The following is a 13303-nucleotide window of genomic DNA, read 5'->3' as shown; positions in this document are numbered from 1 at the left end:
GCCTGGAAAATCTTGCCTGACATCGTTATGGCTTACGCGCTACCGGCACATCAATACTCTTCAGGATATCGACAAACACGGATGGCTCCTCTTTATTGAACAGCAGCCACACGCGATGCCGCGCGCGGGTGATGGCCACATACAGCAAACGCCGCTCTTCGGCATCCGGGAAATCTTTCGGCACCGGCAGCAGGGCCTCTTCCATCACCGACTCGCGGGCCGGAGCCGGGAAACCGTCGCTCCCCTCTTTCAGCCCCACCACAATCACATAGTCAGCCTGCTGCCCTTTGCTGGCGTGAATGGTCATAAATTCAAGCTGCAGTTTCGGCCAGCGGGTGGCGGCTTTTTCCAGCGCCGCGGGCTTAAGGTGATGGTAGCGCGCCAGTACCAGAATACGTTCATCGGGCTTCGCGTAGCCGCTGAGCTTGTCCAGCAGCGGCTCCAGCTGGTCATCCGCCAGCAGGGTGACCGCTTTTTTATCCCCTGGGCGCAGGCTATTGAGCGGCTTGGCCAGCTGATGCGGGTTTTGCTGGATAAAGCGGTTGGCGATCTCACCAATGCGTGAATTGAAACGGTAGGTGGTGTCCAGATCGCTACGATCCCCTTCGCCAAAATAGTGGTGGAACGCGGTCGTCAGGGAGAGCTGCGCCCCGCTGAAGCGATAGATGGCCTGCCAGTCGTCACCCACCGCAAACAGCGACGTATGTTTATTTTGCGCCCGAAGCGCCGAGAGCAGTGCAGCACGCTGCGGAGAGATGTCCTGGAACTCATCCACCAGAATATGTTTCCACGGGCTGACAAAACGTCCCTTTTCAAGAATGATGATGGCCTGATGGATTAAACCTGAGAAATCGACGGCATTTTCCTCTTTCAGCGCGGTTTTCCAGGCTTTCAGCAGCGGAGCCATCAGCTTGACCCGTTTCGAAAACAGATCGCGGATCGCCTCCGGCGCGCTTTCAATCATCTCTGCCTGCGTTCCACCGTGCATTCGCATCAGGCTGACCCAGCGGTCAAGTCGCGAACCCAGACGACGCGCCAGTTTGTCATCCTGCCAGAAGCTGCCCTCTGACACCTCCCAGCCGAGCTCCTCCTCCAGCCACTGACGCCACCCTTTCGCCTGCGCTTTTTTCTCACTGCACTGCTGGCGCCACGTTTTGATGAACAGCGCCTGACGCGCCTGCGCGTCGTTTTCCAGCTTACTGATGGAAGGCACTTTTTTACTGCCCTGCTGAATAATATGCAGCGCAAGGGCATGGAAGGTTCTGGCCGTGATATCCCGGGTGTGCAGGCGCTCCTGGATACGTTCGTCCATCTCCTGGGCAGCCTTGCGGCCAAAGGCCAGAAGCAGTATTTGATCGGCTACCGCTTCTCCGGTCGTCAGCAGCCAGCCGGCACGCGCCACCAGCACCGACGTTTTACCGCTACCGGCCCCCGCCAGCACCAGCAGCGACTTCTCGCCGTTGACCACCGCGCGCGCCTGGGCCGGATTGAGCGGTGAAGATTCCACCGTACTGAAAAAGTCGGCGTATTGGGTGAGCATGGCGTCCGTCCATGCCTGATTATGAGCGAGACGGCTTTTATCCTTATCGTTCAGCCAGGCCTGACACTGGCGCCAGGCGTCGCGACAGTTGTCAAACTCGTCGAGACGCGTCACGGAGAGCGGCAGCGCCGAGAGTGCGTGTCGGATCTTTTGCTGCAGCCCGGCGGTCTGCTGACGGGTCAGCCACGCGTGTTGCGCGTTGCTCTGCGCGATATCGTCCAGCACCTGCTGCAGCACCTGGGCGGCAATTACGCTCATATCATGGCTCCACTGCTGCCACAGCGCGTTCAGGTGATGATGGAAACGCTGGGTTTCCGCCCACTCGGTGCCGTGAAGACGCACGACTTTATCGTCAGGCAGAACGAACTCCAGCTCGCCCCACACCAGCCCGCGTTTACAGTGGATAGCCAGAAGCTGGTTAAACGGAATAAGGTATTCGTGGCGTTCCCCGGAGACTTTCACCCCGGCATTAAGGAGAACCACCCTGTCGTAAGGGTGTTGCGCCAGGCGTTTGCCTAACGACGTTGCTTTCAGTTCCATGTTCCGCCAAATCCACGAAGAGATAATTTACCTGACAGTTTAACTGCCAGTTTTAAGGTGCTCCAGCCTAAAAAAACGTTACAATCATTGGGCGTTAATTTTATCGAAAGGAAGTGAGGGTTTATGCGTACCGTTCTGAATGTGTTGAATTTTGTGCTGGGCGGTTTTGCCACCACCCTTTCCTGGCTTTTTGCCACGCTGGTGAGCATCGTCCTGATTTTCACGCTTCCCCTGACCCGTTCCTGCTGGGAAATCACAAAACTCTCCTTAATCCCCTACGGGAATGAAGCCATCCACGTTGACGAGCTGAATCCGGAGAGCAAAAACGCCCTGATGAATACGGGCGGAACCTTGCTGAACATTCTGTGGCTGATTTTCTTCGGCTGGTGGCTGTGCATCATGCATATTTTTGCCGGTATTGCACAGTGCATCACGATTATTGGCATTCCGGTGGGGATCGCGAACTTTAAGATCGCCGCCATCGCCCTTTGGCCCGTCGGTCGCAGGGTTGTTCCGGTAGAAGTGGCCCAGGCGGCGCGTGAAGCAAACGCGCGTCGTCGTTTTCAGTAAATAAGGACCGGCCGCGTTTATGCTAAGCCCACTGCTTCGCCGTTATACCTGGAACAGCACCTGGCTATACAACGTCAGGATATTTATCGCGCTTTGCGGCACGGCTGCCCTGCCCTGGTGGCTGAATGATGTCAAACTCACCATTCCGCTCACGCTGGGGGTGGTGGCCGGGGCGCTGGCGGACCTGGACGATCGTCTGGCCGGGCGTTTACGTAACCTGGTCATTACGCTCGTCTGCTTTTTCATTGCTTCAGCGTCCGTTGAGCTGCTTTTCCCGTGGCCCTGGCTGTTTGCCCTGGGCCTTACGCTCTCAACCAGCGGGTTTATTTTGCTGGGCGGCCTCGGGCAACGCTATGCCACCATCGCGTTTGGTGCATTGCTGATCGCCATCTACACCATGCTGGGCGTTTCCCTGTATGACCAGTGGTACCAGCAGCCGGTTCTCCTGATGCTGGGCGCCATCTGGTATAATCTGCTGACGCTAACCGGTCATCTGATCTTCCCGGTTCGCCCGCTGCAGGATAACCTTGCCCGCAGCTTTGAGCAGTTAGCCCACTATCTGGAACTGAAATCCCGGCTGTTCGACCCGGATATCGAGGAAGAAAGCCAGGCTCCGCTCTACGATCTGGCGCTGGCAAACGGCCAGCTGGTCGCCACCCTTAACCAGACAAAAGTCTCTCTGCTTACCCGTCTGCGCGGCGATCGCGGCCAGCGCGGAACCCGAAGGACCTTACACTACTATTTTGCCGCCCAGGATATTCATGAACGCGCCAGCTCCTCGCACGTTCAGTATGCTGCCCTGCGCGAGAAGTTCCGCTACAGCGACGTGATGTTCCGCTTCCAGCGCCTGCTGTCCATGCAGTCCCAGGCGTGTCAGCAGCTCTCGCGGTCTATTCTGCTGCGCACGCCCTATCAGCATGACCCCCGCTTTGAACGCGTATTCAGCCATCTTGATGCGGCGCTCGACCGCGTTCAGGCCAGCGGAACGTCACAGGAGCACATCAAAGCGCTGGGCTTTCTGCTTAACAACCTGCGGGCGATTGATGCTCAGCTGGCAACCATTGAGTCCGAACAGGCGATGGCGCTGCCGGGCAGTGAGGTGGAAAATCAGCTTGCTGATGACAGCGTGCACAGCGTTAGCGATATGTGGCTGCGGCTGAGCCGCAACTTTACGCCTGAGTCGGCACTCTTTCGCCACGCGGTAAGAATGTCGCTGGTGCTGTGCGTGGGGTATGCCTTTATCCAGATAACCGGGCTGCACCACGGCTACTGGATCCTGCTGACCAGCCTGTTCGTCTGCCAGCCGAACTATAACGCCACCCGACACCGTCTTGCGCTGCGTATTATCGGCACGCTGGTCGGCGTCGCGATTGGCCTTCCGGTGCTCTATTTCGTGCCCTCCGTTGAAGGTCAACTGATCCTGATTGTGATCACCGGCGTGCTGTTCTTCGCGTTTCGCAACGTGCAGTACGCCCACGCCACCATGTTCATTACGCTGCTGGTGCTGCTCTGCTTTAACCTGCTGGGTGAAGGGTTTGAAGTTGCCCTGCCCCGCGTGATCGATACCCTGATTGGCTGTGCGATTGCCTGGGCCGCGGTCAGCTTTATCTGGCCGGACTGGCGTTTCCGCAATTTGCCGCGCGTAGTGGACAGGGCGATGAACGCCAACTGTCGATACCTTGACGCAATCCTGGAGCAGTACCACCAGGGGCGTGATAACCGCCTGGCTTATCGGATAGCCCGTCGCGACGCGCATAACAGTGACGCAGAACTGGCCTCCGTTGTCTCTAACATGTCAACGGAGCCTCGGGCCACGGCGGAGATCCGTGAGACTGCGTTCCGCCTGCTCTGCCTGAACCATACGTTCACCAGCTATATTTCGACGCTCGGTGCCCACCGTGAGAAACTCACCAACCCGGGCATTCTCAACCTGCTCGATGATGCCGTCTGTTATGTCGATGACGCACTTCATCACCGACCGGCCGATGAGCCGCGCGTTCAACAGGCGCTGGATGAACTGGCTCAACGCATTGCGCATCTTGACCCTGGAAACGACAGCAAAGCGCCGCTGGTACTTCAGCAGATAGGCCTGCTTATCGCTCTGCTGCCTGAAATTTGCCGGCTGCAACAGCAAATCGCTACCTGGAGGAGTGATTCTCCTGTGGCTCAGGCAGCGCATTAAACCACTCCGTTAGCTCCCGGCGAATGCCTGCCGGGAGTGCCGCCTCATGCAGCCCCTCGATAGCCCCTTCCAGCGCGAAGAGAACTTTAATACTGAGCGCTTTGTTTTTTGCCCGCATCTTTAGCCAGCTCGCTCTTGCACCCAGCGCCCGCAGCGTTTCCTCATTGGTAATGCCAGCTTCAAAGAGCAAGACTTCAAGTTGAAAGGTCAGGTTTGGCAGATCCTTAAGTCGGTTTCGTTGATGGCGCTGATAGCGTTCTTTTCTTGCCGCACTGAGCGCAAACGAGGAGAGCTGAAGCAACCGCTCCCTGTCCTGCCATAATCCATCATCCACACGATAATAGTTGAGCAGCACCGGGCGGCCTCGCTTCATCAACGTTAAAAAAGAGGAGGCATTTTTTACACAGTATTTCGCACTCTCCTCACAGGCGCGAAGATAAAGCTCTCCGTCTGACACCATGGCAAAAACCGCATCATCCACCGCCAGGGTATAGCCTCCAAACAGCGCGCGATGATGAATCTCGCCCAACGGGGAGAGGTATTCCTGGGATTTATAAATCCGTTCATAAGATATCTTTTTCATGATATTTCCCTTCAAAATCATAAAGTAACAACGAAATTTCTTACTAGCGGATCCGTTAGCAGGAAAATAGGCAACTTATCGCCGATGAGCAAGATGATTTTTCGAGGGACATCAACATTGAATGAATTTTGCGAGTCGCTTTCCGAAAATGAGGTTGATCTTTATGCATACAGGGGTTACTGTATATCCATACAGTAACTACAGGGCTGGAATGAATATGCACACTTCAGGCTATGCAAATCGCTCAACCTCTCTCTCTTCTACCGCAGGCAATGTCGCGCAGAATTCCGTCGAGCGTGTTTCCACGGGGCTTATCAGTGAAGTGGTTTATCGTGAAGACCAGCCCCTGTTGACGCAACTTCTGTTGTTGCCGTTATTACAACAGCTTGGTCAGCAATCGCGCTGGCAGCTTTGGCTCACACCTCAGCAAAAACTGAGCCGTGAGTGGGTTCAGTCCGCAGGCCTTCCGCTTACCAAGGTCATGCAAATTAATCAGCTCCCGCCGTGCGATACCGTAGAATCGATGATCCGCGCCTTACGCACCGGAAATTACAGCGTGGTGATTGGATGGTTACCGGAAGAACTGACGGAAGAGGAGCATTACCGTCTGACTGAAGCAGCCGAAGAAGGGAATGCGATCGGGTTCATTATGCGTCCGGTTCGATCGGATTCTTACCGCAGAGGACAACTTTCTGGGCTAAAAATTCACTCAAATTTGTATCATTGAGTGAAATTAAGATTTTTCCTGGAATTTTTTTTGACCTCAAGATGGCATTAAAGTTCCCGGTCACAAAATTGCGGCAAGGCTTGTCTGGTGCGGTTCTCCTTAATTTTATTGCACAAAATTCGTTCGAAAAATGTTAAATAATCGGTATACGGAACTTTTTTTTTCATATGCCTGACGGACTTCACACTTGTAAGTTTTCAGCTACGTTGTAGACTTTACATCGCCAGGGGTGCTCGGCCTAAGCCGAAGATATCGGTAGATTTATATTTGACCACGCCCCCCGGTGAAGGATTTAACCGTGATTCTCTCCTGAGACTTTCATGGCGAATTTTGGATGATAACGAGGCGCAAAAAATGAAAAAGACAGCTATCGCGATTGCAGTGGCACTGGCTGGCTTCGCTACCGTAGCGCAGGCCGCTCCGAAAGATAATACCTGGTATGCAGGTGGTAAACTGGGCTGGTCTCAGTTCCATGACACCGGCTGGTACAACAGCAGCCTGAACAATGATGGCCCAACTCACGAGAGCCAGCTTGGTGCAGGTGCGTTCGGTGGCTATCAGGTTAACCCGTATGTTGGTTTTGAAATGGGTTACGACTGGTTAGGTCGTATGCCATACAAAGGCGACACCATCAACGGCGCTTTCAAAGCACAGGGCGTTCAGCTGACCGCTAAACTGGGCTACCCAATCACTGACGATCTGGACGTGTACACCCGTCTGGGCGGCATGGTATGGCGCGCAGATTCCAGCAACAACATCTCTGGTGACAACCATGACACCGGTGTTTCCCCAGTATTCGCTGGTGGCGTTGAGTGGGCTATGACCCGTGACATCGCTACCCGTCTGGAATACCAGTGGGTTAACAACATCGGCGACGGCAACACCGTTGGTGTTCGTCCAGACAACGGCATGCTGAGCGTAGGTGTTTCCTACCGTTTCGGCCAGCAGGAAGAAGCAGCACCAGTTGTTGCTCCAGCTCCGGCTCCAGCTCCAGAAGTACAGACCAAGCACTTCACTCTGAAGTCTGACGTTCTGTTCAACTTCAACAAAGCGACTCTGAAACCAGAAGGCCAGCAGGCACTGGATCAGCTGTACACCCAGCTGAGCAACCTGGATCCTAAAGACGGTTCCGTAGTGGTTCTGGGCTTCACCGACCGTATCGGTTCTGACGCTTACAACCAGAAACTGTCTGAGAAACGTGCTCAGTCTGTTGTTGATTACCTGATCTCTAAAGGTATCCCAGCTAACAAGATCTCCCCACGTGGTATGGGCGAATCTAACCCAGTTACTGGCAACACCTGTGACAACGTGAAAGCTCGCGCTGCACTGATCGACTGCCTGGCTCCAGATCGTCGCGTAGAGATCGAAGTTAAAGGCATCAAAGACGTTGTAACTCAGCCAGCGGCATAAGTTATCGTCTTATAAAAAAACCCCGCCATGCGGGGTTTTTTATTGTCTGAAGAAAAGAAAAATCTATTTTTTACCCAACAGAGCCTGAAGGTCGTTCTTCAGCGTCGACATCTGGTTGGCGTACTTCTCTTTATGTTCGGCATCCTCAATCAGCTGCACGATGGTTTCCGAAAGCGTTTTGCCCCGTCGTTGTGCCAGCCCAGCCAGGCGTTGCCAGACAACGAACTCCAGATCGATTGATTTTTTGCGAGTGTGCTGATGCTCAGCATTAAAATGCCGTTTGCGTCGGGCACGGATAGTTTGCTTCATCCGGTTCAACAGCGCAGGATTGATGTGTTTCTCAATCCAGCCGTTAACCTGTACCGGTTCATTTTCGAGGGTCAGCAAAATATCCACGGCTTCTTGCGCAGCGCTGGCTTCGATGTAGCAGGTTATCAGCTCCCCTTCACGGTGCTTTTTGACCAGGTACTTCCATTTCCAGCCGCTTTCGAGATTTTCCAGTTGTTGATATTTCATTGCGATCTCAGTGTTACCACGTAACTCTGTTCAGAATATCAGTTTTTTAGCAATCTGCTGAAAAGAAATCATATCCTGTGAGTGAATGCAGCCAATCGCCCTGTCGAAATCCCCGATCCTGCTTGGGTACAGCCCCCCGCTTACGGTATACTCCACGCTTTTACATCTGACTAAAATACATCAACTTTGACCATTACGAAACTTGCATGGCGTGACCTTGTTCCGGATACCGAAAGTTACCAGGAACTGTTTGCACAGCCCGAACTCGCAAAAGAACACGAATTCATCCTTAGCGATACGCAGCCTCGTTTGCATTATGCGCTGGAGCAGGTGTTAAGCCCATGGGCAACAGCGCCCTTCATGCTGCTCAAGGCCCCGGAAGAAGCGGAATACCTGACGCTGCTCGGAGATGCCGTGCGCCAGCTGAAGCCGGAAGCGAACGCAGTTTTTGGCGGCCAGTATCGTATTGCGGGACATGATGTCACTTTCGAACCGGCGGCGCAGGCCGATGGCCTTTTTGCCGCTAAGGGCGAAGTGATTACCGCTAACTGGGTCGAGGCGGAACAACTCTTTGGTTGTCTGCGCCAGTTTAATGGCGAACTTTCGCTGCAGCCGGGGCTGGTACATCGCGCAAATGGCGGTGTTCTCATCATCTCACTGCGTACCCTGCTCTCGCAGCCGCTGCTGTGGATGCGTCTGAAAACTATCGTGCACCAGCAGCGTTTCGACTGGGTCGGCTACGATGAGTCTCGTCCTTTGCCTGTCTCTGTTCCGTCTATGCCGCTGTCGCTGACCGTCGTGCTGACGGGCGACCGTGAATCGCTGGCGGACTTCCAGGAAATGGAGCCAGAACTCGCTGAGCAGGCGGTGTATAGCGAATACGAAGACAATACCCAGATTGCTGACGCCGACGATATAGCGCAGTGGTGCCAGTGGGTGATGGCCGTTGCTGAACGTTTTGCGCTGCCAACCCCTGCGGCTGACGCGTGGCCGGCCTTAATCCGTGAAGCGGTACGCTACACCGGTGACCAGGAAACGCTGCCGCTTTGCCCGCTCTGGATCGGCAAACAGCTGCGTGAAGTGGGTGTGATCAGCGGTAACGGGGCGTTCACCGGCGAACAGCTCACTCAGATGCTGGCTCAGCGTGAGTGGCGAGAAGGCTATCTTGCCGACCGTATGCAGGATGAAATTCTGCTGGAACAAATTCTGGTGGAAACCGAAGGCGAACGCGTCGGGCAGATCAACGCCCTGTCGGTGATTGAATTTCCCGGTCATCCGCGCGCATTCGGGGAACCGTCCCGTATCAGCTGCGTTGTGCACATTGGCGATGGCGAGTTCACCGATATCGAACGGAAAGCCGAGCTGGGCGGCAACATTCACGCGAAAGGCATGATGATCATGCAGGCGTTTTTGATGTCAGAGCTGCAGCTTGAGCAACAGATCCCCTTCTCCGCCTCGCTGACGTTTGAGCAGTCCTACAGCGAAGTGGATGGCGATAGCGCCTCTATGGCCGAGCTGTGCGCCTTAATCAGCGCCCTGGCGGAAGTGCCCATCAATCAGAACATCGCGATCACCGGTTCGGTGGATCAGTTCGGTCGTGCACAGCCAGTGGGAGGCCTCAACGAAAAAATTGAAGGCTTCTTCTCTATCTGTCAGCAGCGCGGTTTAAACGGCAAACAGGGTGTGATTATTCCTGCTCCCAACGCACGCCATTTGAGCCTCAGTCAGGATATTCTGGATGCGGTTGAGCAAGAGCAATTCGCCATCTGGGCCATCGAAGGGATTGAGGATGCTCTACCCTTACTGACAAATCTGGTTTGGGATGGCGAAGGGCAAACCACCCTGATGCAGACTATCCAGGAGCGCATAGCTCAGGCGACACAGCAGGATGCTCGTCATCGTTATCCATGGCCGTTACGCTGGCTGGGCTGGTTTAGTTCGAACTGATCGGACTTGTTCAGCGTACACGTGTTAGCTATCCTGCGTCCTTCACTAAAATAAGGCTTACTGAGAACATGGTAGATAAACGCGAATCCTATACAAAAGAAGATCTTCTTGCCTCTGGTCGCGGTGAACTGTTTGGCGCTAAAGGCCCACAGTTACCGGCCCCGAACATGCTGATGATGGACCGTGTCGTGAAAATGACCGAAACCGGCGGCAACTTCGATAAGGGTTACGTAGAAGCAGAACTCGATATCAACCCGGACCTGTGGTTCTTCGGTTGCCACTTTATTGGCGATCCGGTAATGCCTGGCTGTCTGGGCCTGGATGCCATGTGGCAGCTGGTTGGCTTCTATCTGGGCTGGCTGGGCGGCGAAGGTAAAGGCCGCGCGCTGGGCGTGGGCGAAGTAAAATTCACTGGCCAGGTTCTGCCTACGGCGAAGAAAGTGACCTATCGCATTCACTTCAAGCGCATCGTTAACCGCCGCCTGATTATGGGCCTGGCAGATGGCGAAGTGCTGGTCGACGGTCGTCTGATCTATAGCGCAAGCGACCTGAAAGTTGGCCTGTTCCAGGATACTTCAGCTTTCTGATCGTGCTTTTGGCACCCCCAGAAAGGCGAAACCTCCGCATTGCGGAGGTTTCTTTTTTGAAAGAGACGTTATCAGGCTATGAGTGCCCTGTCGCCGATGGCTTCTCGCCAGCCTCCAAGCCATTGTGACCTTTGATTTATCGTCTGATAAGGACACATTTCTTTAGAACGTCCAGCGATGCCGGCCTGATAACCACGTTGATGAGCCCGTTCCAGGCGATCTCGTTTCTGTCTCTTCATGCCTCGTTTCCCTCATTCTTTTGTCTGGTGGAAAGAAAACAGTGTCTGCACTAAATGCACAGGCACAGATAACGAATACCCCGAATTAGTCGCATCGTCAATGTTCAAAATTCATACGGGTGTCATATTTGTGAGCTAGCTGGAAGTTCATTTGTACAAAAATTGTGACGTAGCACAAGTAACAAACTGAACTGAAAACGAAAAAAAACCGCAATCAGTGACAGGCCAACTGCGGTTTTTAATGATGAATTTTACTTATGGCAGCCGGGAAATTTCTCTCGCGATGCTGGCCGACTCCTGTGCCCAACCCTGAGCCAGAACTTTCACCATTTCGTCATAGCCATCTTTCTGCTGCTTCAGCTCCAGATGGAAAGGACGCTTAATCAGCTGCCCCTGATGGTTCAGCAACCACTCCCCGCTAATCACCACCGCACCGTCATAACGGCCGTGGAAGCCCGTTACCGTGACGTTAAGCGTATCCTGGTCGTTACCCAGCGGCTGCGACGCGACAACCCAGCCCGGAAGCTGACTGCCCAGATTGGCCACCAGCGTGTTGCGCAGCTGCTGATCCAGCGGGCTGGCCCACAGGTTGTTCGTCGCAATCACGTATTTAACGTCGCTGGTCTGATAGACCACCCCGTTTCCTGCCAGATAATCCGGCACGGCAACCTGCTCAACCCACAGCTGGCGGCTTCCCTGGCTGGTCGTGCTTTGCCCACCGCTGTGGGTAGCCACAGGCAGCTGATAGTAGCTTTTATTATCTACCCCTGAACTGCACGCCGTTAACAGCAGAGCACCAACCATCAATAGCCACTTTTTCATTCTTTTGCCCTCTTCGGCTCAGGATCCTTTTTATCTTTCGCTTCGAACACCAGCGCGTTGCTCTTCTCGTTGAGCGTTTTCAGCACCGGCTGCAGTTCACGTAAGACCTGATCAAGACGCTGCATATCTGCCACCATCTTGTTGTAGGCCGCTGAACCCGGCTGGAAGCCCTGCATACTGCGGTTCAGCTCACGCAGCGTTTTCTGCATATCCTGCGGCAGCTGCTGCATGCTCTGGCTCGCCGTGATCTTGTTGATGTTATCCAGCGTGGTTTGCAGACGACGCATCGTTGCCTGGCTTTCGCTCAGTGAGTTCGTCGCCGCTTCAATCATCGGATTCAGCGGCAGATTGTTGATCTTATCCAGCGTCTCCATCAGGCGCTGTTGGATCTGAGCCAGACCGCTGCTCACCGTTGGGATGATCTTGTAGCCACCGAATTCACGAATACCGGTAATCGGCGGTGCTTTCGGGTAGAAGTCCATATCCACATACAGCGCGCCCGTCACCAGGTTACCCGTTTTCAGCGACCCGCGCAGACCACGGTTCATCAATTCGTTAATATGCGCCGCGATATCCTGGTTCTCGCCAATCTGGTTCAGCAGACGCTCCGGCTCGATACGGATCAGCACCGGAATACGATAATCATCGTCCAGCATCTGGCTCAGGCCCGGGACAAAGAACGGAACTTGTCCAACCGTACCAAGACGAATACCGCGGAACTCAACGGGCGCGCCCGGCTGCAGACCGCGGACGGAGTCTTTAAAGAACATCAGGAAGTCGATGTGATCGGTATAAAGCGCGTCCTGAATGCTTCGCTGATCGTCAAAGAGTCTGAACGCCGTTTTCTCGGCAACCGGCTGCCCGAGGTCCTGCCCTTCCGGAACATCAAAGCTCACCCCGCCGCCAAACAGCGTGGTTAATGATCCCATTTCTACGCGCATCCCCGCCGACGTAAGATCGACCGCGATCCCGCTGTCCTTCCAGAAACGAACGTTGCTGGTCACCAGACGATCGTTTGGCGCATTGATGAAAAGCTGATAGCTAATGGTACGCTTTTGCGCATCGAAGGTGCTGGTTTCAACGGAACCGACGCGGTAGCCGCGGAACAGTACCGGGTCACCCGCCGTGAGCTGACCCGCTTTTTTGCTGTCGAGGATCACGCGGATACCCTTAGCATCAGGCGGCGCAAGCGGCGGTGAATCCAGAAGCTGGTATTTTCCCGGCTGGCTACCCTTCGTGCCGGGCTGCAGTTCAATATAGGCTCCGGAGAGCAGCGTCCCTAAACCGCTGATCCCTTCACGTCCCACCTGCGGTTTAACGACCCAGAAAACGGAATCGCCATGCAGCAGTTTTTCCATGCCGGCATTAAGGCGCGCCTTAATTTCCACATGGGTTAAATCGTCGGTCAGGGTTGCGCTTTCGACTACGCCCACGTCCACACTACGGCTTTTGATGGTCGTTTTACCGCCCTCAATCCCCTCGGCATTGGTGGTTATCAGCGTGACTTCCGGTCCCTGATGGCTGTAATGATAAAACAGGATCCATGCACCGATCAGCGCGGTCACGATGGGAAAAATCCACACCGGCGACCAGTTTTTGACCTTCTGCACTTTCGCCTCTCCACTTTTATTTTCCATGCT

General features: G+C 54.5%; 12 protein-coding genes. 6 read left to right on the top strand and 6 right to left on the bottom strand.

The window, feature by feature from the left end; translation table 11 throughout:
* Nucleotides 1–25: 25 nt before the first annotated feature.
* Nucleotides 26–2080: a DNA helicase IV gene (gene helD / locus WM95_RS09075; RefSeq protein WP_088544749.1), complete on the bottom strand. Its 2055-nt coding sequence runs from the start codon at nucleotides 2078–2080 to the stop codon at nucleotides 26–28.
* Nucleotides 2081–2203: 123 nt separating this feature from the next.
* Between helD and WM95_RS09070 the strand changes: the two genes are divergently transcribed.
* Both WM95_RS09070 and yccS read left to right on the top strand, forming a co-directional pair.
* Nucleotides 2204–2650 (top strand): YccF domain-containing protein, encoded by a 447-nt coding sequence (locus WM95_RS09070; protein WP_023311032.1) that lies wholly within the window; start codon nucleotides 2204–2206, stop codon nucleotides 2648–2650.
* A gap of 19 nt (nucleotides 2651–2669) precedes the next feature.
* On the top strand, nucleotides 2670–4832 hold the full coding sequence (yccS, locus tag WM95_RS09065; protein WP_063408013.1) for a YccS family putative transporter: 2163 nt from the start codon (nucleotides 2670–2672) through the stop codon (nucleotides 4830–4832).
* On the opposite strand, the gene WM95_RS09060 is transcribed toward yccS, so the two are convergent.
* Nucleotides 4789–5415 carry a TfoX/Sxy family DNA transformation protein gene (locus WM95_RS09060; RefSeq protein ID WP_023311030.1) on the bottom strand — a complete coding sequence of 209 codons (627 nt, stop codon included), beginning with the start codon at nucleotides 5413–5415 and terminating at the stop codon, nucleotides 4789–4791. The genes yccS and WM95_RS09060 overlap by 44 nt on opposite strands.
* A gap of 217 nt (nucleotides 5416–5632) precedes the next feature.
* On the opposite strand from WM95_RS09060, the gene sulA reads away from it, so the two are divergent.
* Nucleotides 5633–6142 (top strand): SOS-induced cell division inhibitor SulA, encoded by a 510-nt coding sequence (gene sulA, locus WM95_RS09055; RefSeq protein ID WP_032668147.1) that lies wholly within the window; start codon nucleotides 5633–5635, stop codon nucleotides 6140–6142.
* Between the two features lie 354 nt (nucleotides 6143–6496).
* A complete protein-coding gene (gene ompA, locus WM95_RS09050) occupies nucleotides 6497–7552 on the top strand; it encodes a porin OmpA (RefSeq protein WP_023311028.1) in 1056 nt (351 codons plus the stop codon).
* 63 nt (nucleotides 7553–7615) lie between these two features.
* Here ompA and matP read toward each other — a convergent pair whose 3' ends face one another.
* The gene (matP, locus tag WM95_RS09045) at nucleotides 7616–8068 is read right to left on the bottom strand and encodes a macrodomain Ter protein MatP (RefSeq protein ID WP_008499929.1); all 453 of its coding nucleotides are present in this window, start codon (nucleotides 8066–8068) and stop codon (nucleotides 7616–7618) included.
* A 186-nt stretch (nucleotides 8069–8254) separates the two neighbouring features.
* Here matP and WM95_RS09040 point away from each other — a divergent pair, with 186 nt between their 5' ends.
* Both WM95_RS09040 and fabA read left to right on the top strand, forming a co-directional pair.
* The gene (locus WM95_RS09040; protein WP_063408014.1) at nucleotides 8255–10015 is read left to right on the top strand and encodes an AAA family ATPase; all 1761 of its coding nucleotides are present in this window, start codon (nucleotides 8255–8257) and stop codon (nucleotides 10013–10015) included.
* 68 nt (nucleotides 10016–10083) lie between these two features.
* Nucleotides 10084–10602, top strand: a complete 519-nt coding sequence (gene fabA, locus WM95_RS09035; protein ID WP_008499931.1) for a 3-hydroxyacyl-[acyl-carrier-protein] dehydratase FabA — start codon at nucleotides 10084–10086, stop codon at nucleotides 10600–10602.
* Nucleotides 10603–10673: 71 nt separating this feature from the next.
* On the opposite strand, the gene rmf is transcribed toward fabA, so the two are convergent.
* The 3 genes from rmf to pqiB all read right to left on the bottom strand — a co-directional run bounded on the left by rmf (nucleotide 10674) and on the right by pqiB (nucleotide 13300).
* A complete protein-coding gene (gene rmf / locus WM95_RS09030) occupies nucleotides 10674–10841 on the bottom strand; it encodes a ribosome modulation factor (protein ID WP_013097261.1) in 168 nt (55 codons plus the stop codon).
* A gap of 255 nt (nucleotides 10842–11096) precedes the next feature.
* Nucleotides 11097–11663 (bottom strand): membrane integrity-associated transporter subunit PqiC, encoded by a 567-nt coding sequence (gene pqiC / locus WM95_RS09025; RefSeq protein WP_045354504.1) that lies wholly within the window; start codon nucleotides 11661–11663, stop codon nucleotides 11097–11099.
* Nucleotides 11660–13300, bottom strand: a complete 1641-nt coding sequence (pqiB, locus tag WM95_RS09020) for an intermembrane transport protein PqiB (protein ID WP_023311025.1) — start codon at nucleotides 13298–13300, stop codon at nucleotides 11660–11662. Before pqiB ends, pqiC begins: the two co-directional genes overlap by 4 nt.
* Between the last annotated feature and the right edge of the window lie 3 nt (nucleotides 13301–13303).

This window comes from Enterobacter cloacae complex sp. ECNIH7, from assembly GCF_002208095.1.
In the GTDB taxonomy this organism is placed as follows: Bacteria; Pseudomonadota; Gammaproteobacteria; order Enterobacterales; family Enterobacteriaceae; genus Enterobacter; species Enterobacter cloacae_M.
This window is presented reverse-complemented; position numbering and strand designations above follow the sequence as displayed.

Coding starts and splice junctions, on each gene's coding strand:
- helD (WP_088544749.1), bottom strand. CDS start 2,080: ATGGAACTGAAAGCAACGTCGTTAGGCAAACGCCTGGCGCAACACCCT.
- WM95_RS09070 (WP_023311032.1), top strand. CDS start 2,204: ATGCGTACCGTTCTGAATGTGTTGAATTTTGTGCTGGGCGGTTTTGCC.
- yccS (WP_063408013.1), top strand. CDS start 2,670: ATGCTAAGCCCACTGCTTCGCCGTTATACCTGGAACAGCACCTGGCTA.
- WM95_RS09060 (WP_023311030.1), bottom strand. CDS start 5,415: ATGAAAAAGATATCTTATGAACGGATTTATAAATCCCAGGAATACCTC.
- sulA (WP_032668147.1), top strand. CDS start 5,633: ATGCACACTTCAGGCTATGCAAATCGCTCAACCTCTCTCTCTTCTACC.
- ompA (WP_023311028.1), top strand. CDS start 6,497: ATGAAAAAGACAGCTATCGCGATTGCAGTGGCACTGGCTGGCTTCGCT.
- matP (WP_008499929.1), bottom strand. CDS start 8,068: ATGAAATATCAACAACTGGAAAATCTCGAAAGCGGCTGGAAATGGAAG.
- fabA (WP_008499931.1), top strand. CDS start 10,084: ATGGTAGATAAACGCGAATCCTATACAAAAGAAGATCTTCTTGCCTCT.
- rmf (WP_013097261.1), bottom strand. CDS start 10,841: ATGAAGAGACAGAAACGAGATCGCCTGGAACGGGCTCATCAACGTGGT.
- pqiC (WP_045354504.1), bottom strand. CDS start 11,663: ATGAAAAAGTGGCTATTGATGGTTGGTGCTCTGCTGTTAACGGCGTGC.
- pqiB (WP_023311025.1), bottom strand. CDS start 13,300: ATGGAAAATAAAAGTGGAGAGGCGAAAGTGCAGAAGGTCAAAAACTGG.